Origin of the sequence: Chromatium okenii (assembly GCF_016583745.1) — a bacterium.
GTDB classification, from domain to species: Bacteria; Pseudomonadota; Gammaproteobacteria; order Chromatiales; family Chromatiaceae; genus Chromatium; species Chromatium okenii.
In genome coordinates this window covers 25,353-49,865 of the sequence record NZ_NRRQ01000012.1, presented here as the reverse complement: position 1 = coordinate 49,865, position 24,513 = coordinate 25,353, and the positions used below count along the sequence as shown (strand labels likewise).

Below are 24,513 nucleotides of genomic sequence, written 5' to 3'. Positions count from 1 at the left end.
TAACCCCTCTTTTTTTATAAAAAAAGAGGGGAATTAAATCCCTAACGTATTCCAGATTTGATCCACTCGCGCCCGTACTTCCGCATCCATTTTTATCGGTTGTCCCCATTCGCGGTTGGTTTCGCCATTCCATTTATTGGTCGCATCAAAACCAATTTTTGATCCCAAACCGGACACCGGCGAGGCGAAATCTAAATAATCAATCGGCGTATTTTCAATCATCACCGTATCGCGCACCGGGTCCATGCGTGTCGTCATTGCCCAGATGACATCATGCCAATTGCGGGTACAAATATCATCATCGACGACAATCACAAATTTCGTATACATAAACTGCCGCAAAAAAGACCACACCCCCATCATCACGCGCTTGGCATGACCCGGATATTGCTTTTTAATACTGACCACTGCCAAGCGATATGAACAACCTTCGGGTGGCAAATAAAAATCCGCAATTTCTGGGAATTGTTTTTGCAAAATTGGCACAAATACTTCATTCAACGCCACTCCTAAAATTGCCGGTTCATCTGGGGGGCGACCGGTATAGGTGCTGTGATAAATCGGCTCGCGGCGCGTGGTCATGTGTTCAATGGTGAAGACCGGAAATTGATCGACTTCATTGTAATAACCCGTGTGATCGCCAAATGGTCCTTCTGCTGCTAAATCATGCGGATAAATATGTCCTTCTAAAACAATTTCGGCGCTCGCTGGAACCTGTAAATCAGAGGTTTGACAATTCGCTAATTCGGTACGACTACCGCGCAATAAACCAGCAAATGCGTATTCCGATAAACTATCTGGAATCGGCGTTACCGCACCTAAAATAGTCGCGGGATCAGCACCAAGCGCGACCGCAATTGGAAAAGGTTGTCCGGGATAAGCGCGTTGAAAATCACGGAAATCAAGCGCCCCACCGCGATGCGATAACCAACGCATAATGACGCGATTTTTATTGAGCACCTGCATTCGATAAATGCCCAAATTTTGCCGCGTTTTTTCTGGTCCGCGTGTAATCACCAAACCCCAAGTAATCAAGCGCCCAATATCACCGGGCCAGCAGTGTTGAATTGGCAATTGATCTAAATTGATCGCCGCGCCCGTGAAATTGATTTCCTGACAAGGTGGATTGCGGCAGAGTTTCGGTGCCATATCCAACACCTTTTTGAAAATCGGCAGCGTTTTCCATGCGCTTTTTAATCCCTTGGGCGGTTCAGGTTCTTTCAAAAACGCTAATAACTTGCCCACTTCACGCAAGGCGCTAACCGATTCTTCACCCATTCCCAGCGCGACACGCTGCGGCGTCCCAAAGAGATTGCCCAATAATGGAATTGTCGAACCTTTGGGGCGTTCAAAGAGCAATGCCGGGCCGCCCGCGCGTAATGTGCGATCACAGATTTCAGTGATTTCTAAATACGGATCAACGGGAACGTGAATGCGTTTTAACTCGCCACGTTGTTCCAATTGCGCAATAAAATCGCGGAGGTCTTTATAATTCATTTTGCGGCTTCTTCAGTAGTGAAAACCGCTGCCAAATCAGAAGCAGTTAATATCCGTACAATCCACGCTTCCAATGCCGCAGTGGGTGCCGCTTGAATCTCTTCTTCCAGCTCCGCAGGTAAATAACCAAAACGCTGCCGTAAAAATAACAACAGCATCTCCACTTTTGCCTGCGTTGCACCGAGTGTTGCACCTTCCGCCCGTCCTTTCTCCAATCCCTGTTCTAATCCTTGTTCCAATCCTTTTACCAGCCCCTGCTCCAAACCTTGCTCTAAACCTTTTTCCAAACCCTGTTCCATTCCTTTTTTTAAGCCTATTTCCACTCCGCGTTGTTCTGCAAGATGCGCCTGTTCCTGCACATAGCGTTGATCTTCCAACCACATCTCACATTTTTCAACCGCCTCTAATTCTTCCTCGCTCCAGCCAGCGTGATCGGCGAATTCCAATGCTTGTGCAATTGCGGGTTCTGCTGCTAATGATTCCGGCACGGCAGTTAAATTTTCCGCCGTCTTCAAAAAGTAAAACCAGTGATCCAATGGCGTGGTTAATTCCGCCTCGGTTAAATCAAACTTGGGTAATTCTGCAAATACCAGTTCTAAATCGCGCTGATAGACTTCTGGGTTTTCCGTCTCGGCTAACCGGAAATGACTGACCACCTGTTGCAATTCTGGAAACAGGATGAAATCAGCGATGGTAATCGCAACCACATTGGTCAACAGCCGATAAGCCTCACCCTTGCCCAATTGATTCACATAGGCTTTGCAAGTGTTGTAGAGCACGCGCTTCTCGAAGCCTTCGACGTTGAGCACCTGCATTTCTACACCGTAAAAACGCCCACCCTGATTGCGCACCTTGACATCTAAAAAGGTGTTTTTTAATTCCTGAACTTTTGCTGCCTGATGAGGATCAATAATCGTCACCTCAATAATTTCCTCAGCACCGCTTAAATCGAGAATTGCATTGAGGAAGCTGATTAAAATCTCGTGGCTCGATTCAGAACCAAAGATTTTCTTAAAGGTGTAATCATTCTTGGGATTCAAAAAACGCATCATATCATCCTCACTAAAAATGTCTCTATTAAAAGCCCCCCTTTGAAAAGGGAGGCTAAGGATTTAACTCACTTCACCGTATAAGTTTTAGTGAGTTGGTTATTCGCTTCATCAGCTTCCGGCGTTTGACACCAGCTATCAACAAAAGCGCGGAGCGTTTTAGTGCCAGTACCTTTTGACCGCAAACTCACCGTTAAGGTTTTGCTCGCGCCGGCAGCTAATGAACCGACTTCAATCCATTCGGCTTGAGCGCCGCACGTTTGCACCGCTGTTTGATGCGCCCACACATCCAAATAACCGCCGGCTGCTGTCACAGTACCTTGATTTTTTACCGTGATCTTGGCGGTAAAAATACTATTTGCTGCCGGTGAAGTTGGCGTGAGTGCAATAGCAGTGATTTTAAGATCACCCAATGCACCATTATTAAGTGCAACGGTCACAGTTTTATTGCTGGTGAGCGTGACCGTGCATTGCAGTGGATTGGTGGCAATTGGAGTGCAGCCCGTCCATTTGCTAAAAGTCCCGCCGGTATCCGCTTTGGCGGTAAGTGTGACGGCAGTGCCGCTGGTGAATTGTTTACTGCAAGCGGTGCCGCAATTAATTCCTGCCGGTGAACTGGTGACAGTGCCATTGCCACTTTTGGTAATTGACAGTTTATAACTGGGCAATAGATTGAAATTAGCAGTGACGGTTTGCGCTGCGCTCATAGTCACGGTGCAATCGCCAGTTTTATTGGTACATGCGCCGCTCCAACCGCTAAAAGTCGAACCGGAGCTGGTATCAGGCGTAGCGGTGAGAATAATGCTGCTGCCACTTTCAAAATCGCTGCTGCAATTGGAACCGCAATTGATTTTGCCGTCGCCGCTTTTTACCAGACCGGCACCACTTCCGGTTTTATTGACGGTTAAGGCAAAAGGATCAAAAGACTGTCCACCGCGGACGAGGCGAACGTGGAAGTAGTCGTACCGACCGTTGCTGACGGCGTAGCCATCGTTGAAATTCACGTTCCACGCGAAGTTCGAGTAGTTGGCATTCGGAGAACCGGACCAAAACCACGAATCAGCACCACTTGGCATATTCGGAAAGTAGGTGGTGTCAATTGCCGGTGAATAGCGGCTGTAATCGACCAAGGCTTGTAATTCTTTCACATTCGGCAGTCGCCAATCGTTATAGCCACCCAGATTAGAATTATTAGCGGCAGTTAATGCTGCGCTCCAATCCATTGTGTTTGCGTCACCAGTACAATTCGTGCCGCTTTGCCCTTCGCTGCATTTTGCCCACATCAGCCCAGTGTTCGACTGCGTTACGGTGCCATCCGCGTTATCAACAAAAGTGTCAAAAGACTGTCCGCCGCGGACGAGGCGAACGTGGAAGTCGAAGTACCGAAAGTCGTAGCCGTAGGCGTAGCCATCGTAGAAATACACGCCCCACGCGCCGTACGAGTCGTAGGCAAGCGGAGAACCGGACCAAAACCCAGAATCGCTTGGCATATTCAGGAAATAATTGGTATCAATTGTGGGATCAGTTTTTCCGTGATTTACAATTCCCACTAATTCTTTTACGTCCGGCATTCGCCAATCATTAAATCCGCACAAGCCAGTTGCATTAACACTGGTCACATAACCGGCAGTTTGGTCGAAGGTGAACTCTGAATCACTGAGTTTCACTTGCCAGATCAAACCGGTGACATTATCGCGGACGCAAGTGTGATCGGTGGCGGTCGCTGGCAATTCATTGCCGTCAGCATCCAGTTTGGTGAAATCAAAGCCATTGGTTCCGAATTCAGCATCTTGTCCGGGAAAACCGGCGACCGGACACGGCAAGCCGTTGGTGTCGATATTTCCGCAGGTGGTAATGCCCGTATCATTCAAACCAGCAGCATGAACAGCATTGATATAAAACGGCGTACTGACCAATAAACCGGTCAGCATTGTCCAGCGTTTCAATTCAGAAAATCGCATTAACATCGCAATGCTCCACAGAGTTAAAGGAAAAGATACTTGCAACTTGCTATCGTTAGTTTTTCACCTCCGTCTTACACACTCAACCGCTCAATCATTTCGCACATAAAATGACCGAGCACTAAATGCAGCTCTTGAATGCGCGGCGTATCGCGGGATGGAACCGCTAAAACAATATCGGCGGCAGGCAAATCAGAATGCGCCGCGCCGGTAAATAACACCGTCAATAAACCGCGCTCAGTGGCAGCATTTAACGCATTCACAATGTTGGCAGAACGTCCACTCGTTGATAGCGCCCAAAGCACATCGCCGGGACGCGCCAGCGCATTTAATTGCCGTGCAAAAATGGCATCAAAGGTGAAATCATTGGCAATGGCAGTGCTGGCGCTTAAATCAAATCCCAACGCAATTGCAGGTAAAGGTCGCCGCGTTTTATTCAGAAATGGCCCGATCAATTCACCGCTGAGATGCGTTGCTTCACCGGCGCTGCCGCCATTGCCGCAAATAAATAAGGTGCCGCCGTGTTGAATGGCTGCCGCAGTGCGCGTCGCTGCTGCAACCGTTGCCGCCAATACCTCAGCGTCGCTTTGAACAGCGGCAATCAATGCAGCAGTGGCATCTAATTGAACGCGAAGATGCGCAGTGAATGCGGCAATATCAGTCATGGCAATTAACCAGCGCAGCCACAATCATCATTTCCATCAGCGCGGTATTTGTCATCTTCAGCGGCAGCGCGGCGTTCAATTTCAATTTGTCGCCGCGCTTCCCAAACATCTTGCCGTTGCGTGACGCGCTGTTCCCACGCATCTGCCATTTCTTGAATGGTGCGCTCGCCAAATAAAACTTGCCGCAAAAAGCGATAACTAAACTCCAACAACGCTTCATCATCCTGTTCAATTTCCGTATAAAACTCTGCGGGCAAGGTGTAGGTATTGCGGAAATTGTCACTCAAGACAAAGCGGCGAAAAGTATCGCCGTCATAAGAGGCCATGAAAAAGAATTGCAAACTCAATTGCGGTGGTCGCCCAACGGCTGGCCCCGCCGATTTCTTTTTTAAGACCAGTTGATACCAGTCGCGGTTTTTTGCATCGAATTCATCGCAATGCTGCTCGGTGCGATATTCCGCAATTGACAGCGTCCGCGCTGCGGCGTGACCTTGGCAATGATCTTCTTTCACCAGTGAATAGCGTTCTTCAGCAATTGCGGAATCTTTTTTGCGCAGCGTTAATAGCGCCAGCGGATAATAACGGCACACCGTGGGGCGGTCGCTGTAAACGCTACAACCGGCAGCGCCTGCGAGTTGTAAACACGCGCCGTCATCATCAGTTTTCAATTTAATGCCCGGCAAGCCATCGCCGTCCATTTGAAAAGGAACGGTAAATTGGCGAATAAACTCGGTAGACGTTAATCCTAAACGCCGTTTTAAGCGCAGCACGTCATAAGGCGTGAGCGTAATATCAGCGCGTTGACAACAGGCGTTAAAACAACTGATGCCGGGGTGACAATGAAATTGCAGCGGACTATTTAACTGCAATGCTTCGGGCATTACTGCGCTTTGAAAAGGAAGATCGGACATAAATAAACTTCTCAGTGAATGAAAATTGAATTATCAGTGCAATCAATCTGTCGTATCGGTGGTCGTGCGTTCTGGCAACCATTGCAATAGCGCCCGATACAGCGCGTCGGGATCAACCGGTTTTGCCACAAAATCCGTCATCCCCGCCGCTAAACAGGCGCGGCGATCTTCTTCAAACGCATTGGCCGTCATCGCTAAAATCGGCAGCTCCGCCGTCGCCGCTTGCAACCGCAGCAGGCGCGTTGCCTCTAAACCGTCCAACTCCGGCATCTGCACGTCCATGAGCACCAAATCGTAGGGGCGCGAGCTGGCCAAGCTGACCGCCTCCAGCCCGTTCACCGCCGTTTCTACCGTTAAATCAACCGCGTTCAGCAATTCCAACGCCACCTCGCGGTTAATCGCGTTGTCCTCTGCCAACAACACCCGCGCTCCGGCGCAGCGGTGCCGCAGCTCCAGCTCCACCGAAGTGCTGGATGCCAGCAGCGGCGCGGTTGCCAGCGCCGCAGTTGGTACGCCGTACCCCAACTGCGCGGTAAACCAGAAGGTGCTGCCGCAACCCGCCCGGCTCTCCACTCCAGCATCACCGCCCATCAATTGCGCCAGCCGCCGTGTGATCGCCAAACCCAAGCCGGTGCCGCCGTGTTTGCGCGTGGTGGACACATCCGCTTGACCAAAGGGCGTGAACAGGCGCGGCAATTCGTCGGGAGCAATGCCGATGCCGGTATCGCTGACTTCAAACCGCACCATCAGCGTGGGCTGCTCCGGCGTCGCTTTTTGCAGCACCGCGCAGCGCAACAGGATGCTGCCGTGCGGAGTGAACTTGACCGCGTTGCTGGCAAAATTGAGCAGCCCTTGGCGCAAGCGGGTCGGATCGCCATGCAAGCGCGGCGGCACCTCGCCGGGATCGACCGTCAACCGCAGTCCTTTGGCTTGCGCCGCTTCCGCAATCAACGCCCGCGTGTAATCCAGCACATCGGTCAGCGCAAAATCGGTGTATTCCAATTCCATGCGCCCGGCTTCAATTTTCGATAAATCTAAAATATCGTTAATAATCAACAGCAAGTGCTGCGCCGCACCCTTGATTTTTTCCAGCCGCACCGCCTGTTCTGGCGTCACCGCATCGCGCTGCAACAGATACGTCAGCCCGACGATGGCGTTCATCGGCGTGCGAATTTCATGGCTCATGTTGGCGAGAAAGGCGCTTTTGGCATGGTTGGCCGCTTCCGCAGCGTGACGCGCCTGTTGCTGGATGCGCTCCAATTCTTTGGCGGCGCTGATGTCCCGCGAGATGCCCACCGTGCCCAACACCGCGCCAGCCGAATCCAACACCGGCGCTTTGAAGGTTTCGTGAATGATTTCAGTATGATGCGGGACGGGTTCTTCCACCGTTGTCGCCCGGCGGTTCTTCATCACCGCCAGATCGTCAGCGCGAAAACGCTCGGCGAGCGGCAGCGGCCAGATGTCAAAATCCGTGTTGCCTTCCACCTCCGCCACCGTCCGCCCAGCAATGGCAGCCAGCGTTTCATTGACGGCGAGAAAGCGGCACTCCCGATCTTTCAGCCAGATCATGTGCGGGATGTTGTCGATGATCGTGCGCAGCGCCTGCGTTTGCCGATACAGCTCGGCGGTGCGAGCGGTGACGCGCTCTTCCAAGTTGACCCGCTCCTGCGCCAATTGCCGTTCAATCCGTTTGCGCTCGCTGATGTCACGACAAATGCACAACACCAACTGCTGCCCGCCCCAGAACACGCTGCTGGCGCTGATTTCGACCGGATATTCCGTGCCATCGCGCCGCCGATGCCGCGTTTCAAACATGAAGCCGGAGATCGGAAACGGATTGAAATGCTCGCGGATCATCTCCTCCGACATCACCGCGTCCATCTCCCAACTGCGCTTCCCAATCAATTCTTCCAAGCGATAACCCAGCATGTCGGCCATGCGTTGATTGCCTTCAATCGCGCAGTGATCGTCGTTAAACACCAAGATGCCGTCGCGGGATTGCGCGATCAGCGCCTGCCGGCGGCAGGTTTCATCTGCCAATAATTTCAACGCCGCGAGCCGCTCGTTCTGTGCGGCTTGCACCGATTCCGCAAGCACCAATTGCTCCCGCTGGCGCAGCAGCACCGCCCCGCTGATCGTCATTAACAGCGCCAGCACTCCCGCCCACCCAATCCACAGCACCGTGCTCATCACCTCGCCGTTGATTTCAGCGAGATCGCGTTTTGCAATCAGTATCCAATCGGTAGACGGCACGATGACGCCCACGCCCAGCACCGGCATCCCGCGATAATCGACACCTTCAATCGCAGTGCCGAGCAGGTGTGGAGAGCGTTGCAACTGCGCGGATAACAGCAGCGGTTCTCGCCGCGAGCGCGTCAAGCTCAATGCCGCATCAGGCTGATGGCGCAGCGCGTTGAGAAAAACCATCTGCTCGCCCTCGCGCCGTACCAGCAGCGTTTCACCGCTGGCGCTGGGCACGGGCCAGGTTTGTAGCGTGGGATAGAGATAGGTCGCTGGATCGGTGTGCAGCACCAACACCATGCTGGGATGCGCGGCGGTGGCGGGGAGCGGCGCGAGAAAATCTAAATGCAATTCGCCTTTTTGATCACGATATGGCCCTTCATGGCGCAGACGGCGGTCAGCACTGCTGGCAATGACGGCGGCGCTTAAATGTGGATCAATGACGCTCGGCGCGGTGCTGGAACTCCACAGCAGGGTGGCGCTGTCACTCAATAACATGAGGTTTTGGAAAGCGTTATCGCGGGCAAAATTGCGCAGATATGTGGTGAGATCGTTCTGTTGTGCGCCCGCTGCGGTGAGCGTGTTGAGTTTGAGATCAAGCATCATGCGGCTGTTTTGAATGAATCGCGCATCATTGCGCCGTTCATTGAGCCATTCAGCAATTTGCCGCGCTTTGAATTCGGCGATGGTAATGAGGCGGGCGGCTTCATAATCGCGTTGCTGGCTAAAATTGACGGCGATGCCGCCAACGGTAAGGATCACAATGGCGGTCGCCAGCAATGTGAATGGCAGCAACCGAATGGAATGTGATCGTTTGAGTGGCATCGCTAAATCCTAAAAGTCTGGTGACACATGCGCCGGCGCATGGAAAGACTAGAATATCGCAGCCTTGCCTCGGCTCGTTGTCGAGTTGCAAGAGCGGCTTTCTTGTTGTGTTGTAATCACGTTTCCCCTTCTGTCAGGACATTCCTCATCATGTCGCTCGTTAATCACACTCCTCAGTGGCAGGCGCTCCAACAGCATTGGGACGAACTGCGCACCGCTCGCATCACCGATTTTTTTGCTGCCGATCCGCAGCGGGCAACCGCGATGCGTCTGTCGGTTGCTGGCTTATATCTTGATTATTCTAAAAATCTCATCACGCCCACCACGTTGAAATTGCTGGCGGCGCTCGCGGACGCAGTGGATTTGAGCGGCTGGACGCAGCGGATGTTCAACGGCGCGGCAATTAACAACACGGAAGACCGCGCCGTGCTCCATATCGCGCTGCGCAATCGCAGCAATCGCCCGATTGTGGTGGACGGCGCAGACGTGATGCCGCTCATCAATCAGGTGTTGGCGCGGATGGAGCATTTTGTTGGGCGGGTGCGTACCGGCGATTGGCTCGGCCACACCGGGCGGCGCATCAGCGATGTGGTGAATATCGGCATCGGCGGCTCCAATCTCGGCCCCAAGATGGTGTGTGCGGCGCTGGCTCCGTATCAACGCGATGATTTGCGGGTGCATTTTGTATCCAACATCGACGGCACCCATTTGGTGGAAACGCTGGCGCGGCTCAATCCCGAAACGACGCTGTTTATCGTCGCCTCCAAAACGTTTACCACGCAGGAAACGATGACCAATGCCACCAGCGCCCGCGCTTGGTTGCTGGCGGCGCTGGGCGATCAAACGGCAGTGGCGCGGCATTTTGTCGCCGTTTCCACCAACGCCGAGCGCGTCACTGCGTTTGGAATTGATCCGAATAACATGTTTGGATTTTGGGATTGGGTTGGCGGGCGTTATTCGCTGTGGTCAGCGATTGGGCTGCCGATTGCGCTGGCGGTGGGTTTTGATCGGTTTGTCGAATTGCTCGAAGGCGCTCACGCGATGGATGAGCATTTCCGCACCGCTGACATCGCGCACAACATGCCTGCGCTGCTGGGGCTGCTCGGCGTGTGGTATGCCAACTTTGCTGGCGCTCGCACTCACGCTGTGCTGCCGTATGACCAATCGCTGCGTTTTCTCGCCGCCTATTTGCAACAGGGCGATATGGAAAGTAATGGCAAACGTGTGACGCGAGACGGCGTGGCGGTGGAATACAGCACCGGGCCGGTGGTGTGGGGCGAGCCGGGCACTGATGGGCAACATGCGTTTTATCAATTGATTCATCAGGGCACGCAATTGATTCCGGCGGATTTCATTGGCGCAATTCACAGCCATAATGAACTCCGCGATCATCATCCCAAGTTTATGGCGAATTTCTTTGCGCAAACGGAAGCGTTAATGCGCGGACGCACGACTGCGGAAGCCTTGGCAGAATTACAAGCCAGCGGAGTTGCAGAAGCACAAGCGCAATTATTAGCGCCGCATCGGACTTTCCCCGGCAATCGCCCGACGAATTCCATTTTAATGCAACGCTTGACGCCGCAAACGCTCGGCGCGTTAATTGCGTTATATGAGCATCGCATCTTTACGCAGGGCATCATTTGGGGCGTGAATTCATTTGATCAATGGGGCGTGGAATTGGGCAAACAATTGGCCAGCGTGATTTTGGATGAATTACAAACCGGTAAACTCACTGCGCCGCACGATCCTTCGACGCGAGCGTTATTAGAGTATTTTATTCAGCAACGGCGAGCGTAAGCACGGCGCGTCGTGCGTGGAGAGTTCAATTTATGCGCCAGCGACAATTCACCATCATTCCGCGTCAATTGATGAAAGCGAATGACCTGCGCCGCGTGGTTTCAATTATCACGTTGGCAATGATGATGGCGCTGGCGCTGCCGCCTGACAGCAGCGCCCGCAGCAGCGGCAGTCATTCCACGTCGCATCGTTCCTCATCAGCGGGCTACAGCCACGCCGCTCGCACGCCGTCCACTGGTAAAGCTGCGCCGTCCAGCGCCAGCGATCGGGCGCTGAGTCGCCAAACTTCAAAAGGGGCGCTGACGGCATTGCGAGCAGCGGACGCGGCGCGAAAAGCCTCAACCGCAGTGGTGTTGCCGCCCAGCAGCCAGTCGCGCCGTCCGTCCACCACGCATCACCGCTCACGCGGTTTGTTTGATCGCGTTGACCTTGATTTAGATGATGTTGTGGAAGCGGTTGTGCCGTTATTCACGACCCGCGCTCCGACCGTCGTCGTGGTGAATAACGCGCCCAATGCCGCCGCCACCGCAGCGGCGGTGCCAATTGCTGCGGCGACCACTGCCGCAGTTGCAGCCGCGCCAGCCGCTGCCGCTCCCACCGCAACTTCCATCGCTGCCAGCGCCGGCTCCGTGCTTTCCGCCATCGTGACGGGCTTGATTATGCTGCTATTGATTGGCGGCTTGATCGGCGCAGTCGTGCTGTGGTGGTTATGGCGACGCCGCAGCCGCAGCTCCGGCACAGCGTCCACTGCCGCAGCGCGACCTTCAGCGCGGTCGCACCTGTTTCGCGTGGGCATGACGCTGCCGGTTGATCCATCGTTGTTCATTCTCGCCGCGCCCTATACGACGGTGACGGCACCGGAAGCTGCGACCGCCAGCGGCTTTCTGTCAGTGGAGCAAGTCGGGCGCGTCGAAGGTAGCGGGCAAACGTGGTATCGGCTGTATGTTGCGAGCGGCACCGGCTTTTTTCAGGTGCATCTGGACGCAGCCGGGCAACCGGACGAATGCCGCTATTTTTCGCAGCTTGACGAGGTTGCGCCCGCTGACGCGGAGGAATGGCGCATCTGGCTGGATCAAGCCGACGGGCTGCTGGGTCGACCGACCTTTGCCACCAAAGATGGGCAGCATTATCAGCGCCACTGGTCGCCGGGCACGACGCGCATCGCCCCGCACCTGTTGACGGAAACGCTGGAACCGGCGGGCGGGGCAATGCGCCATGAGCAGGCGATGTTGTATGCGCGATTGACTGCTGCGCCGGCACCTGCGCCCCCGACTGAATATCTTTTGGTGCAGGCGATTGAACAACCAGATGCCGCGTGGATTGCGCTGCAAGTGGGAATTGACATTCCGCTTGCTGCCTTGCAATTGAGTTAATTGTGTTTTGAGCACTCAATGGAGTTGTGAGCATGGCTGATATTTTTACTGCGTTATGGCAAACGTTGAATAGCGGTTTACCGGTACTGCTGCTGCAATTTTTAACCACCGTTGTATTATTAGTGGTTGGCGTGACCTGCTATGTATTCATCACGCCATTTAATGAACGGGCATTGATTGAACGCGGCAATCGCGCTGCGGGTTTAGTTCTCAGCGGGGCGCTGCTTTCAATTGCAATTCCGCTGGCGGCAACGTTAGCAACAACTGGCGTCTGGCTCGACATCGTATTATGGGGCAGCGTCGCCGTGGTGATTCAATTATTAACGTTTTTGTTATTCACCATTTTTTTTCGTCGTTTCCGCACCGCCATTGAAGCGGATAATGTAGCGATTGCTTTAGTATTAGTCGGCATTCAACTATCCATTGCGGTATTAAATGCTGGCGCGATGGCGGGCTGATATTCACTGTGTTATTGAGACTGAGGAGTTAAAAAATGCTAGGATTTATTCGTCATTTCACTGGAGTGAAAGCCGATCAAGCCATGCAAGCGGGTATTGAAGCATTGGTGCGCTGGGATCCCAAAGGCGCAACTGAAGCCGAATTGCGGGCAATGGAAGAACGCCTTGATGAATTGGGTTTAGAAGTGGCGCAGGCGCGAGCAGTTTATGAACGTGAAAAGAAAGAAGCGGATGCCATTCGCGTGTTATTAACGCAACGGATGGCGGCGGCTGAATTATTGCAAACGCAGATCAGTATTGAAGCGGAACCAATGCGGCGAGCGGCGTTAGAACGAAGTTTGAATACGCTGCTTGATTTATTAGAACAGATGACGCCAGAAGTAGAACGTGAAACCGCTGAAGCGGTTGATGCGCAAGATTTTTTAGCGATGTTGGAATCAACCTATGCTGATGCTGGCAATAAATTGAAATCAGCGCGGAGTGAATTGCAACGGGCAGAACGGGATATGAAACGCGCTGAACAGCAGCGGGAATTGGCGGAGCGGCAAGCGGAATCGGCGCGGCGAGCTGCTGGTTTAGCGAGTACAACCAGTGGGTTAAGTGTGGCGCTCAAGGCAATGAATGACGCGGCAGCGCGAGATTTAGCACAAGCGCAGGCAGCAACGGCAAAAGCGAAGTTATTAGCGCCGAGTCGTCCCGAACAAGATGATCCACATTTAGCAGCGGCATTGGCGGCAGCGAGTGGACACACATTGCCAACCAATTCGGCGCTTGATCGCTTGGCACGCTTAAAAGCGCGGCAAAGTTAATCATTTCTTTTTATGCCTGACGCGAGCATCTGTATTCATGTCATCACTCAATCTTTCCCATTTACAACCGCTGCGTGACCAACTCAACCAACATCCCATTTATGGCGCATTAACTTCTATTGAAGACCTGCGTATTTTTATGCAGCATCATGTCTTTTCAGTTTGGGATTTTATGTCGCTGATTAAATACTTGCAGCGGCATATTGCGCCGGTGCAGGTGCCTTGGATTCCGCGCAGTGATCCGAGTTTGCGTTTTTTCATCAATCAACTCACGCTGGAAGAAGAATCGGATACGGTGCCATTGGCAGATGGACAAATGGGTTACGCCAGCCATTTTGAATCTTATTGCCGCGCCATGCAGGAAGTGGGCGCAGATGCGCAATTGCCAGAGAAATTTTTAACTTTGGTTGCCGAGCAAGGAATTGATGCGGCGCTGTATGCGCCAATGGTGCCGGTGTCAGCGCGGTATTTTTGTGAAACGACCTTTAGTTTTATTCGTGAAGATAAAGCGCATTGTGTCGCTGCGGCATTGGCTTTGGGGCGCGAGAATTTAATTCCGGCAATGTTTCGCCAGTTTCTCAAACAGATGCACATTACTGAAGCACAAGCGCCGGTGTTTCATTTCTATTTGAATCGCCATATTCATTTAGATGAAGATTTTCACGGGCCGCTGTCATTTAAGCTCTTGGAAACGCTGTGCGGTACTGATGCCACGCGCATTGCCGAAGCAGAAGCGGCGGCGGAAGAAGCATTGTGTGCGCGTATTCGGTTTTGGGATGGCGTATTAGAAGCCATTCGTGCTTAAACTGCTCTTGCCCCCTTTGCAAAAAGGGGGTTTTATTTGCCTTGCTCAAAAGAATTGCTTACCGTTGTCGCAGGCGTTTTAACCATAAACTATCGGGCATTAAAATGAAATATACTGCGCCGACAATTGCCAGTTGATACCACAGACTGCCGAGCCAAAGTGGAGTGGTGCCGGTTTCTAACCAATTCTCGGCGAGACGCTGTAAATTGAAAAAACTGAAATACGCGAGCAGTGCTAACCCTAAACGCCAAGTGGTGCTATGACGCGGTGAAATCTCCACTAAAGGCACCGCTAAAATTGCCAGCATGACAATTGCCAATGGCGCTGCTAATCGGTGTTCTAATTCAGCTCGCTGCGCCGGATTAGTCGTGTTTAATAATTGCATTGTTGGCGTGGTGGCGCGTTTTGAAGGCAATTGTGGCGGGGTACCATTGCCACGAATCCGTAATTGATACGTTGCAAATTGACCAATTAAAAATGCGCCATCGCCCGCTTGACCATCAAAACGATAACCCTGTTGGAGCGTCACGATATGATCGCCAGTCACCGTATCAAGATGATGAGTGCCGCCAGCACTGACCACGAGCTGCGTTCGCGTTCCGCGTCGATCAAGAATGAATAGATTGCCCAGTGCTCGGCGTTGCACAATCGCGCCAATATAAATGATCAATTGCCCGTGTTCTTCAATATAAAACCGTCCCGCTTGTAAACCGGCTAATTGGGTGGCTTGTTCGCGTTGTTGTAAACGAATTTCTTGAATTGTGGTAGCGGCTTCCGGTTGTAATTTTAATGAAAACCAAGCAGTGAGCAGCGCAATTGGCACTGCTAATAATAGCAAAATGCGATACAACCTCGGCATACCGACGCCGCAAGCATTGAGCGCAATCAATTCACTGTCGCGGGATAGGCGATTGAGGCTAACGAGAACGGCGAGAAAAAATGCGGGAGGGAGCAAGCTGGAGGTGTCGCGTATGAGTTGTAACCGCAAAAGTTGTAAGAAAAAATCGACGTTTAACCCGCCAACGTTGACCTCTTCTAAAATGCGCAACACCATCATGCTGGTCACGATAAACAGCAAGATGACAATAATGGCGACAAATACGATGATGACTTCGCGTAACAGATAACGATCAATGATTTTTAGCATGGTTTATCCAATTAAAACAACTGGTTTATTTTGCCATCAGCCGCTGCATAACGGCTATTGAGTGGCAAGGTTGCGTTGATAAATTTATACTGTAATACCGCTTGCTTTGGGATTTTATTTTCGCATCACTGTGGAGTGCAAACGATGGCGCACAGCGCAATCAAAAAGGTCGTGTTAGCGTATTCCGGCGGTTTGGATACGTCGGTGATTTTGAAATGGCTGCAAGAAGAATACGGTTGTGAAGTGGTAACTTTCACTGCCGATATTGGTCAGGGTGAAGAATTAGAACCCGCTCGCGCTAAAGCGACTGCGGCGGGAGTGACAGAAATTTATATTGACGATTTGCGTGAAGAATTCGTGCGTGATTTCGTTTTTCCGATGTTTCGTGCGAATGCGATTTATGAAGGTGAATATCTGCTCGGCACTTCAATTGCGCGGCCGTTAATTGCGAAACGCTTAATTGAGATTGCGGCAGCGACGGGCGCAGATGCAATTGCACATGGTGCAACGGGTAAAGGCAACGATCAGGTGCGGTTTGAATTGACTGCGTATGCACTGAATCCTGAGATTAAAATCATTGCGCCTTGGCGGGAATGGGATTTGTTGTCGCGGGAAAAGTTAATGGAATATGCCGCCAGTCGCGGTATTGCGGTTGAAATGAAACGCGATGGTACGAAATCGCCGTATTCAATGGATGCCAATTTATTACACATTTCATACGAAGGCTATGATCTCGAAGACCCTTGGGTCGAACCCAGTGCTGAGATGTGGCGGTGGTCAGTGGCACCCGAACAAGCGCCCGAACAACCATTGAACATTGAATTAACGTTTGAAGGTGGCGATGTCGTCGCATTGAATGGAGAACGCTTGAGTCCAGCCGCATTGTTGGCGGAATTAAATCGGATTGGCGGGGCGCATGGTATTGGTCGCGCTGACATCGTTGAGAACCGTTATGTGGGTATGAAATCACGCGGTTGTTATGAAACGCCCGGCGGTACGATTCTATTAAAAGCACATCGCGCTATGGAATCGTTGACCTTGGATCGTGAAGCTGCGCATTTGAAAGATGAATTGATGCCACGCTATGCGAGTTTGGTTTATAACGGCTATTGGTTTGCTCCAGAACGATATATGCTGCAGGCGGCAATTGATCAGACGCAAGCAGTGGTCAATGGCGAGGTGCGCTTAAAGCTGTATAAAGGTAATGTATTGGTGGTGGGGCGCAAATCTGCAACCAATAGCTTATTTGACGCTTCAATTGCTACCTTTGAAGAAGACGCGGGTGCTTACGATCAAAAAGATGCCACCGGGTTTATTCGTTTGAATGCGTTACGGTTGCGCGTTGCTGGTCGCCAACACAGTTAAGTGATGGCTGAAATGCTGGCATCAATTTGCCAGCATTTCAGTACATGTTGCAGTTTTAATTTGGAGTGTTCAATGAAAACATTTGGTTATTCGATTTTAGTCACCATCATTTGTGTGGTGACTGCTTTTTATTGGGGGCAGCAAACGCCAGCGGGTGGTTTAGCGGCAGTATTTCTGGTGTTAATTCTCGGTGTTATGGAAGTCAGCTTGTCGTTTGATAACGCAGTTGTGAATGCCTCAGTGCTCAAGGAAATGGATGCTAAATGGCAACAAATTTTCTTAACAGTTGGTATTTTGATTGCGGTGTTTGGAATGCGGCTGTTATTTCCAATTGTGATTGTTGCAATTGCATCAGGACAAGGGATGATTGAAGTGACTGCAATGGCGCTGCAACAGCCTGAACAATACGCTAAATATCTCACGGATAGCCATGTTGGGATTTCTGCTTTTGGTGGCATGTTCCTGTTGCTGGTATTTCTCTATTTTATGATGAATGCGGAAAAAGAATTGCATTGGCTGGGCGCAATTGAAGAACGCTTATCGCGGCTTGGTAAACTCGACGCCATTGAGGTAATGATTGCATTGGTAATTCTATTTTTATTGCAAGCATTCTTACCATTAGAACCAGCGCAGCAGATTTCATTATTAGTCGCTGGCGTCGGTGGCGTCATTTTATATGTTGCAGTGAGCAGCCTTGATAGTCTGTTTGAAAATGAAGAAGAAGGCGCGGCAATGGTAGAAACTGCCAAGCGTTCTGGCATTGCTGGTTTTCTCTATTTAGAGATACTGGATGCTTCATTCTCATTTGATGGTGTGATTGGTGCTTTTGCCATTACCCGTGATGTTGTTATTATTATGTTGGGTTTAGCAATTGGGGCAATGTTTGTGCGGTCATTAACGGTGTATTTAGTGAATAAAGGCACCCTAGATGAATACGTCTTTTTAGAACACGGCGCACATTGGGCAATTGGCGCTTTAGCAGGCATCATGTTAGCCAGTATTGTGATGCACATTCCCGAAGTCATTACCGGACTAATTGGAGTTGCCTTTATTGCCTTTGCGTTGGTTTCTTCAATGCGCTATAAAAAACTACAGGCAGTTAAATAGGTATGGTTGGTGATGTGATGCGTTGACCGCACTTGCCCGGAAGCTGCTGCTTACCGGGCATTTTTTAATAGCTTAATGACAGTTTTAGAGGATTCACTGTGATAATTTCAGCGACTGAATTACTCGCTCCAGACCGTGAACATACCCGCACTGGAATGTCTAAAGCGGCGTTAAAACAAGCCTACATTGATAATCTTTTTTATATTCAAGGGCGCTTCCGTGAAGTGGCAACGCCCCATGATTTGTATATGGCCGCCGCTTATACAGTGCGTGATCGCTTATTAGCACGCTGGGTAAAATCCGCGCAGGCTTTCAAAACGAATCATGCTCGCACGGTGTGTTATTTATCAGCGGAATTTTTACTCGGGCCGCACTTAGCGAATAACTTGGTTAATCTAGGCATTACCAAAATTGCGCAGGAATCCGCAGCAGATTTGGAATTGGATTTTGCTACCATTTTAGAAGAGGAGGAGGAGCCGGGATTAGGAAATGGTGGTTTAGGGCGATTGGCAGCGTGTTTTATGGACTCATTGGCAACGTTGTGTATTCCAGCAATTGGTTATGGCATTCGCTATGAATTCGGTATTTTCGATCAACGGATTGAAAATGGCTGGCAGGTTGAAAAGAGCGATACATGGTTGCGCAATGGCAATCCTTGGGAAATTCCCCGCCCTAAAATTTGTTTTCCTGTGAATTACGGTGGTTATACCGAACAGTATCGCCATGCGAATGGCACACTGCGCCGCCGCTGGATTCCAGCGCAAGAAATCAATGGCGTTGCGTATGACACGCCAATTCTGGGTTATGGCGTTGGCAACGTTAATTTATTGCGTCTATGGAAAGCAGAAGCATCACAGTCTTTTGATTTTCAAGCCTTTAATGTTGGTGATTATTACGGCGCAGTACACGCAAAAATTGAAGCCGAGACCATTTCCAAGGTGCTTTATCCGAATGATGAACCGGAGATTGGTAAAGAATTGCGCTTAAAACAGCAATTCTTTTTTGTGTCCTGTTCAATTCAAGATATGATTCGCTTGCATTTACACACGGTGGGCGCACTTGATTCGTTTGCGCAAAAGTTTGCGGCGCAATTAAATGACACCCATCCGGCATTAGCAGTAGCAGAATTGCTGCGATTGTTAATTGATGTGCATGATATGAATTGGGAAGCGGCGTGGAATATCACGCGCAACACCTTTTCTTATACCAATCACACGCTCTTACCTGAAGCCTTGGAAACTTGGCCGGTGCAGTTATTTGAGCGGTTATTGCCGCGTCATTTAGAAATGATCTATGCCATCAATCAGCAATTTCTTGATGAAGTACGCACACGGTTTTTGCATGATGAAGAACGAATCGCACGCATGTCGTTGATTGCGGAAGGTGAACAACGGCGGGTGCGGATGGCGAATTTAGCAGTCGTTGGTAGTCAAGCAGTGAATGGCGTAGCTGCACTTCATTCGGAATTGGTGAAAACGACGTTATTGAAAGATTTTTATGAGTTATGGCCGGAGAAGTTTCACAACGTCACGAATGGTGTTTCACCGCGTCGTTTTATTGTGGTGAGTAATCCGCGTTTGGCAGAGTTAATTACTGAAGTGTGCGGTAGTGATGATTGGATTCAAGATTTAACGCTGCTCCGACAATTAGAACCGTATGCTACTGATCCCGCTTTTCAACAGCGTTGGCGTAATGTAAAAACTGCGGCAAAGTGTGACTTTGCGCAGTGGTTATTGCTGCAAACTGGTATTCAGCTTGATCCGCAAGCCTTATTTGATGTGCAAGCGAAACGTTTACATGAATACAAACGTCAACATCTCAATGTGCTGCATATCATTCGTCTGTATCAGCGGATAAAGCAAGAGCCGAATATAGAAGTAGTGCCTCGCGCCTTTATTTTTGGCGGTAAGGCAGCACCGGGGTATTATCTCGCCAAGCTGATTATTAAATTGATTAACGCAGTGGCAGAGGTTATCAATCACGATCCCCAAATTGAGGGGCGGATTCGTGTAGCGTTTATGCCAGATTTTAATGTGAAGAATGGGCAACGTTTATATCCAGCCGCCGATTTATCTGAGCAGATTTCATTGGCGGGTAAAGAGGCTTCTGGCACCGGCAATATGAAGTTTTCTATGAATGGGGCGCTCACCATTGGCACGTTAGACGGTGCTAATGTGGAAATTCGAGAAGAAGTTGGTGCGGAGAATTTCTTTTTATTCGGTATGACTGCCGACGAAGTGCAGCGGAAACAAGCCGCTGGTTATCATCCGTGGGAAGTTTATCAGAATGATCCAGAATTGAAGGCGGATATTGATCTCATCAATTCGGGGGTATTTTCACATGGTGATTCGGCGTTATTCCGTCCTTTAACCGATCATTTAGTGAACCATGATCCCTTTATGGTATTGGCGGATTATCGGGCGTATTTAACTTGCCAAGAGCGCGTGAGTGCCGCATATCGTGACGCTTCTAATTGGGATCGTATGGCGATTTTGAATGTCGCTAGAATGGGCAAGTTTTCTTCAGATCGGGCGATTGCTGAATACGCACAGCAGATTTGGCAGGTCGCACCAGTTGCGGTGTAGCGTAATAAAAAATGCCGAATGAAGTGCGATGCTTCATTCGGCATTGAATAGCAGTTGCTGCAATTAAAACTAACGGTTATTTATTGGTGGGTTTTTGTGGACGTTGCCAACCGGCAAGCGTGGTTTGGCGCGTGCGAGCCAGCGTCAATTGCGCGGCGGGTGCCGAGCGCGTAATCACTGAACCCGCGCCAATCGTCGCGCCAGCACCGACGCTGACCGGTGCCACCAACGCGGTGTTGGAGCCAATAAAGGCGTCATCGCCAATCTGGGTGAGCGATTTGTTCACGCCGTCATAGTTGCAGGTGATCGTCCCCGCACCGATGTTGACGCCCGCGCCAATGTCGGCATCGCCCAAATACGTTAAATGGTTCGCCTTGCTGCCGCGCCCCAGCGTGGTTTTTTTGATCTCGACGAAATTGCCGACGTGGGTGTCATCCGCCAACAGCGCCGCCGGGCGCAGCCGCGCAAAGGGGCCGATGCGGGCGTTGGCTCCGACAGTCGCGCCATCGAGCACACAGTTGGGAAAAATCTCGGTGCCCGCGCCGATGCGACAGTCTTTTAACACGCAATTTGCGCCGACCCGCACTCCGCTGCCCAGCCACACCTCGCCTTCAATGATGACGTTGATGTCCAAGTGGACATCGCGCTCGGCATGAAGCGCACCGCGCAGATCAAAACGCGCTGGGTCTACCAACGTCACTCCCGCCCGCATCAAATTTTCCGCAGCGATGCGTTGATAAAACCTTTCTAATTCAGATAATTGCACGCGATCATTGACGCCGGTGACTTCCGTCAAACAGCCCGGACGGGTGCTGGCAATCGCTACGCCGTCTTGCGCTGCGAGCGCCACGATGTCGGTCAAATAGTATTCGCCCTGCGCGTTATTGGTGCCGATTTGCGCCAGCCACGCCGCCAATTGCGTCCGTTCTGCGACCAAAAAGCCGGTGTTGATTTCTTGAATATCCCGCTCCGCCACGCTCGCGTCCTTGTCCTCCACGATGCGCAGCAGTCGTCCGGTGTGATCGCGGACGATGCGACCATAACCACTGGGATTGCAGACCTCGGCGGTCAACAGCGCCAAGCCGGTGTTGGCATTGCTGGCGACCAAACGGCGCAAGGTGGCGGGCGTGATCAGCGGCACATCGCCGTACAGCACCAGCACCTGCGTCACCGCTGGCAGCAGCGCCGGTAATGCCAGCATCAGCGCGTGACCGGTGCCGCGCTGCTCGGCTTGCTCCACCCAAATGCAATCGCGCTCGGCGAACGCCGCTGGCACCTGCGCCCCGCCGTGTCCAAACACCACCACCTGTTGCGCAGCATCCAGCGTGGTCGCGGCATTCAGAACGTGCGCCAGCAACGGTTGCCCGGCGAGCGGATGGAGCACTTTGGGAAGATCGGAACACATGCGGGTGCCGCGTCCGGCGGCGAGAATGACAACGCCGAGAGTCATGGTGAAATCTCAAATAGTTCAGTGAAAACTGCCAGCAGGTAAGGCGCAACCGCTTGATGCAGCAGCGAATTCTTCTGGAGTTGGCTCGCGCACTGCGTGAATGCGCAGATGCACGACCAACGCTTTGCCGGCGAGCGGGTGATTGCCATCGACCGTCAACTTGCCGTCGGCGATGGCGGAAACGACGAAGGTGCGCGTCGCGCCGGATTCATTCTGCATCGGCACTTCTGCGCCGATAAAGCGGAATTCTGGCGGCACATTGTCCAGATCGTCGGTGAACGTGAGCGCGGGATCGTGTGCGCCAAAACCGTGCTCTGGCGGCAGTTGCAATGTCACCGCGTCCCCCACGCACTTGCCGGCAATCGCTGCATCCATGCCGCCGATCAATTCCGTTGCGCCGCCGTGAATGTAGGTGACGGGCAAATCGGTTTGTTCCAAAACCGCGCCGTTGACATCGGTGATGCTGTAGGTCAACGCGACCAGTTTACCGGCGCTGACGCAGGGTGCTGTTGCGCTCACACTTCAATCTCCACGAAAAAAAACGCTCCCGTCACGATAACGAGGAGCGTTGAGAGGAAAAAACGCATGGTCGCTGCTAAAACAACAGCACACTAACGCCCTTTCATTTTGCGCAATTTTTCAATTGCTCGCAGTTGCGCAATTGCTTCGGCCAATTCAACCTGCGCCTTGGCATATTCAAATTTCGCCACCTGACCCGCGAGCGTATCTTCGGCTCGCCGCTTGGCTTCCATCGCCGCCGCTTCATCAAGATCGCGGGCACGAATCGCGGTATCAGCAAGCACCGTCACCACACTGGGCTGCACTTCCAACATGCCGCCGGAGACATAAAAATGCTCCTGCTCACCATGTTCGTTTTCTACCCGCACATCGCCGGGTTTGAGCCGACTGATAAACGCGGTGTGACGCGGCGCAATGCCCACCTCACCCAGTTGAGCGGTTGCATACACCATCGTGGCAGGCCCAGAGTGGATCGCACCCTCAGCACTGACAATATCAACGCGCATGGTCGTTGCCATCGGAGATTCTCCTTAGCTCGTCGCCGCCATCTTCTCAGCTTTGGCGACTGCTTCAGCAATGCCGCCGACCATATAAAACGCCTGTTCAGGCAGATGGTCATAATCACCGCTGACGATGGCTTTGAAGTCTTTGATGGTGTCTTTGACCGACACAAACTTGCCCGGTGCGCCCGTAAACACTTCCGCCACAAAGAACGGCTGCGACAAGAACCGCTGAATTTTGCGTGCCCGTGAGACCGACAGCCGATCCTCATCAGACAATTCATCCATGCCCAAAATGGCGATGATGTCTTTCAGTTCCTTATACCGCTGCAACGTGCCCTGCACAGCTCGCGCCGTCTCGTAATGCTCGGCACCAACCACGTTCGGATCCAAAATCCGGCTGGTGGAATCGAGCGGATCAACTGCCGGATAAATGCCCAGCTCGGCAATTTGCCGCGACAACACCAGCGTTGCGTCCAAATGCGCAAACGTCGTCGCCGGTGACGGATCAGTCAAATCGTCCGCTGGCACATAGACCGCTTGGAACGACGTGATCGAACCGGTGCGAGTGGAGGTGATGCGCTCTTGCAAGGCACCCATTTCTGATGCCAGCGTCGGCTGATAACCCACCGCTGACGGCATCCGCCCCAACAATGCCGACACTTCCGTACCCGCCAACGTGTAACGGTAAATGTTGTCAACAAACAACAACACGTCACGTCCTTCGTCGCGGAAATACTCCGCCATCGTTAAGCCAGTCAGCGCCACGCGCAGGCGATTGCCGGGTGGCTCATTCATCTGCCCGTAGACCAGCGCCACCTTGTCCAGCACGTTCGACTCTTTCATCTCGTGATAAAAGTCGTTGCCTTCACGGGTACGCTCTCCCACGCCAGCAAACACGGAAAAGCCAGAATGCTCGGCGGCGATGTTACGAATCAGCTCCATCAGCGTGACGGTCTTGCCCACGCCCGCGCCACCAAACAGACCAACCTTGCCGCCTTTCGCAATCGGCATGATGAGGTCGATGACCTTGATGCCGGTTTCTAAAATCTCGGTAGACGTCGCTTGATCTTCCAACTTGGGCGCGGCGCGATGAATAGACCACCGCTCCTCAGTCGCCACATCGCCAAGCTCATCAATCGGCTTGCCGAGCACGTCCATGATGCGCCCCAGCGTTGCCTGACCGACTGGCACCTGAATCGGCGCACCAGTGCTGGTGACAGCCAAACCGCGCTGCAAACCATCGGTCGAACCCATCGCAATCGTGCGCACCACGCCATCACCGAGCTGCTGCTGCACTTCCAGCGTCAACCCTGCCGAATCAATCATTAATGCTTCATAAATTTTGGGCATCTCACCGCGTGGGAACTGTACGTCCACAACGGCGCCGATGATTTCCACCACGTTACCGGAACTCATAAAATTACTTCCTCTGCGATTCTGTCTGGA

Annotated in this window: 19 protein-coding genes; 8 read left to right on the top strand and 11 right to left on the bottom strand. The window is 52.0% G+C overall.

All coding sequences use genetic code 11. The features are described 5' to 3' along the window. Window positions 1-33 precede the first annotated feature (33 nt). From ubiD to CKO12_RS06445, 6 genes are all read right to left on the bottom strand, one after another. A complete protein-coding gene (gene ubiD, locus CKO12_RS06470; RefSeq protein ID WP_200153930.1) occupies window positions 34-1,497 on the bottom strand; it encodes a 4-hydroxy-3-polyprenylbenzoate decarboxylase in 1,464 nt (487 codons plus the stop codon). Beyond that, window positions 1,494-2,549: an Rpn family recombination-promoting nuclease/putative transposase gene (locus CKO12_RS06465; RefSeq protein ID WP_207146289.1), complete on the bottom strand. Its 1,056-nt coding sequence runs from the start codon at window positions 2,547-2,549 to the stop codon at window positions 1,494-1,496. The genes ubiD and CKO12_RS06465 overlap by 4 nt, the downstream gene beginning before the upstream one ends. A 65-nt stretch (window positions 2,550-2,614) precedes the next feature. Continuing rightward, window positions 2,615-4,513, bottom strand: a complete 1,899-nt coding sequence (locus CKO12_RS06460; protein ID WP_200153928.1) for an Lcl domain-containing protein — start codon at window positions 4,511-4,513, stop codon at window positions 2,615-2,617. Window positions 4,514-4,581: 68 nt separating this feature from the next. Further along, window positions 4,582-5,172 (bottom strand): D-sedoheptulose-7-phosphate isomerase, encoded by a 591-nt coding sequence (locus tag CKO12_RS06455; protein ID WP_200153927.1) that lies wholly within the window; start codon window positions 5,170-5,172, stop codon window positions 4,582-4,584. Window positions 5,173-5,177: 5 nt separating this feature from the next. Continuing rightward, entirely contained in the window at window positions 5,178-6,083 is a 906-nt protein-coding gene (locus CKO12_RS06450; RefSeq protein WP_200153926.1) for a YkgJ family cysteine cluster protein, read from the bottom strand. Between the two features lie 42 nt (window positions 6,084-6,125). After that, entirely contained in the window at window positions 6,126-9,149 is a 3,024-nt protein-coding gene (locus tag CKO12_RS06445) for a PAS domain S-box protein (RefSeq protein WP_200153925.1), read from the bottom strand. A 150-nt stretch (window positions 9,150-9,299) separates the two neighbouring features. Between CKO12_RS06445 and pgi the strand changes: the two genes are divergently transcribed. From pgi to CKO12_RS06420, 5 genes are read left to right on the top strand one after another with little or no spacing between them, the layout of a single operon-like run. Then, entirely contained in the window at window positions 9,300-10,946 is a 1,647-nt protein-coding gene (pgi, locus tag CKO12_RS06440; protein WP_200153924.1) for a glucose-6-phosphate isomerase, read from the top strand. A gap of 32 nt (window positions 10,947-10,978) precedes the next feature. Further along, complete coding sequence (locus tag CKO12_RS06435; RefSeq protein ID WP_200153923.1) at window positions 10,979-12,319, top strand: DUF2491 family protein; 1,341 nt, start codon at window positions 10,979-10,981, stop codon at window positions 12,317-12,319. A 32-nt stretch (window positions 12,320-12,351) separates the two neighbouring features. Then, window positions 12,352-12,777 carry a DUF350 domain-containing protein gene (locus CKO12_RS06430; RefSeq protein ID WP_200153922.1) on the top strand — a complete coding sequence of 142 codons (426 nt, stop codon included), beginning with the start codon at window positions 12,352-12,354 and terminating at the stop codon, window positions 12,775-12,777. 35 nt (window positions 12,778-12,812) lie between these two features. Then, a complete protein-coding gene (locus CKO12_RS06425; RefSeq protein WP_200153921.1) occupies window positions 12,813-13,586 on the top strand; it encodes a hypothetical protein in 774 nt (257 codons plus the stop codon). 37 nt (window positions 13,587-13,623) lie between these two features. Next, entirely contained in the window at window positions 13,624-14,391 is a 768-nt protein-coding gene (locus CKO12_RS06420) for a DUF3050 domain-containing protein (RefSeq protein WP_200153920.1), read from the top strand. Window positions 14,392-14,449: 58 nt separating this feature from the next. On the opposite strand, the gene lptF is transcribed toward CKO12_RS06420, so the two are convergent. Then, window positions 14,450-15,538 (bottom strand): LPS export ABC transporter permease LptF, encoded by a 1,089-nt coding sequence (gene lptF / locus CKO12_RS06415; RefSeq protein ID WP_200153919.1) that lies wholly within the window; start codon window positions 15,536-15,538, stop codon window positions 14,450-14,452. Window positions 15,539-15,682: 144 nt separating this feature from the next. Between lptF and CKO12_RS06410 the strand changes: the two genes are divergently transcribed. The 3 genes from CKO12_RS06410 (at window position 15,683) to CKO12_RS06400 (ending at window position 20,595) form a co-directional block, all read left to right on the top strand. Beyond that, on the top strand, window positions 15,683-16,903 hold the full coding sequence (locus tag CKO12_RS06410) for an argininosuccinate synthase (RefSeq protein WP_200153918.1): 1,221 nt from the start codon (window positions 15,683-15,685) through the stop codon (window positions 16,901-16,903). 72 nt (window positions 16,904-16,975) lie between these two features. Beyond that, on the top strand, window positions 16,976-18,010 hold the full coding sequence (locus CKO12_RS06405; protein WP_200153917.1) for a DUF475 domain-containing protein: 1,035 nt from the start codon (window positions 16,976-16,978) through the stop codon (window positions 18,008-18,010). A gap of 155 nt (window positions 18,011-18,165) precedes the next feature. Then, entirely contained in the window at window positions 18,166-20,595 is a 2,430-nt protein-coding gene (locus CKO12_RS06400; RefSeq protein ID WP_200153960.1) for a glycogen/starch/alpha-glucan phosphorylase, read from the top strand. Window positions 20,596-20,671: 76 nt separating this feature from the next. Here the strand turns inward: CKO12_RS06400 and glmU are convergent, their stop codons facing one another. The 4 genes from glmU to atpD form a co-directional block, all read right to left on the bottom strand. Further along, window positions 20,672-22,045: a bifunctional UDP-N-acetylglucosamine diphosphorylase/glucosamine-1-phosphate N-acetyltransferase GlmU gene (glmU, locus tag CKO12_RS06395; RefSeq protein ID WP_200153916.1), complete on the bottom strand. Its 1,374-nt coding sequence runs from the start codon at window positions 22,043-22,045 to the stop codon at window positions 20,672-20,674. A gap of 18 nt (window positions 22,046-22,063) precedes the next feature. Beyond that, on the bottom strand, window positions 22,064-22,564 hold the full coding sequence (locus CKO12_RS06390) for an FKBP-type peptidyl-prolyl cis-trans isomerase (RefSeq protein WP_200153915.1): 501 nt from the start codon (window positions 22,562-22,564) through the stop codon (window positions 22,064-22,066). Between the two features lie 92 nt (window positions 22,565-22,656). Continuing rightward, on the bottom strand, window positions 22,657-23,082 hold the full coding sequence (locus CKO12_RS06385) for a F0F1 ATP synthase subunit epsilon (RefSeq protein WP_200153914.1): 426 nt from the start codon (window positions 23,080-23,082) through the stop codon (window positions 22,657-22,659). Window positions 23,083-23,094: 12 nt separating this feature from the next. Then, window positions 23,095-24,483, bottom strand: a complete 1,389-nt coding sequence (atpD, locus tag CKO12_RS06380) for a F0F1 ATP synthase subunit beta (RefSeq protein ID WP_200153913.1) — start codon at window positions 24,481-24,483, stop codon at window positions 23,095-23,097. Window positions 24,484-24,513 lie beyond the last annotated feature (30 nt).

What these genes read in the sequence shown, in the direction of transcription:
- ubiD (WP_200153930.1), bottom strand. Translation starts at nt 1,497, where the DNA reads ATGAATTATAAAGACCTCCGCGATTTTATTGCGCAATTGGAACAACGT.
- CKO12_RS06465 (WP_207146289.1), bottom strand. Translation starts at nt 2,549, where the DNA reads ATGATGCGTTTTTTGAATCCCAAGAATGATTACACCTTTAAGAAAATC.
- CKO12_RS06460 (WP_200153928.1), bottom strand. Translation starts at nt 4,513, where the DNA reads ATGTTAATGCGATTTTCTGAATTGAAACGCTGGACAATGCTGACCGGT.
- CKO12_RS06455 (WP_200153927.1), bottom strand. Translation starts at nt 5,172, where the DNA reads ATGACTGATATTGCCGCATTCACTGCGCATCTTCGCGTTCAATTAGAT.
- CKO12_RS06450 (WP_200153926.1), bottom strand. Translation starts at nt 6,083, where the DNA reads ATGTCCGATCTTCCTTTTCAAAGCGCAGTAATGCCCGAAGCATTGCAG.
- CKO12_RS06445 (WP_200153925.1), bottom strand. Translation starts at nt 9,149, where the DNA reads ATGCCACTCAAACGATCACATTCCATTCGGTTGCTGCCATTCACATTG.
- pgi (WP_200153924.1), top strand. Translation starts at nt 9,300, where the DNA reads ATGTCGCTCGTTAATCACACTCCTCAGTGGCAGGCGCTCCAACAGCAT.
- CKO12_RS06435 (WP_200153923.1), top strand. Translation starts at nt 10,979, where the DNA reads ATGCGCCAGCGACAATTCACCATCATTCCGCGTCAATTGATGAAAGCG.
- CKO12_RS06430 (WP_200153922.1), top strand. Translation starts at nt 12,352, where the DNA reads ATGGCTGATATTTTTACTGCGTTATGGCAAACGTTGAATAGCGGTTTA.
- CKO12_RS06425 (WP_200153921.1), top strand. Translation starts at nt 12,813, where the DNA reads ATGCTAGGATTTATTCGTCATTTCACTGGAGTGAAAGCCGATCAAGCC.
- CKO12_RS06420 (WP_200153920.1), top strand. Translation starts at nt 13,624, where the DNA reads ATGTCATCACTCAATCTTTCCCATTTACAACCGCTGCGTGACCAACTC.
- lptF (WP_200153919.1), bottom strand. Translation starts at nt 15,538, where the DNA reads ATGCTAAAAATCATTGATCGTTATCTGTTACGCGAAGTCATCATCGTA.
- CKO12_RS06410 (WP_200153918.1), top strand. Translation starts at nt 15,683, where the DNA reads ATGGCGCACAGCGCAATCAAAAAGGTCGTGTTAGCGTATTCCGGCGGT.
- CKO12_RS06405 (WP_200153917.1), top strand. Translation starts at nt 16,976, where the DNA reads ATGAAAACATTTGGTTATTCGATTTTAGTCACCATCATTTGTGTGGTG.
- CKO12_RS06400 (WP_200153960.1), top strand. Translation starts at nt 18,166, where the DNA reads ATGTCTAAAGCGGCGTTAAAACAAGCCTACATTGATAATCTTTTTTAT.
- glmU (WP_200153916.1), bottom strand. Translation starts at nt 22,045, where the DNA reads ATGACTCTCGGCGTTGTCATTCTCGCCGCCGGACGCGGCACCCGCATG.
- CKO12_RS06385 (WP_200153914.1), bottom strand. Translation starts at nt 23,082, where the DNA reads ATGGCAACGACCATGCGCGTTGATATTGTCAGTGCTGAGGGTGCGATC.
- atpD (WP_200153913.1), bottom strand. Translation starts at nt 24,483, where the DNA reads ATGAGTTCCGGTAACGTGGTGGAAATCATCGGCGCCGTTGTGGACGTA.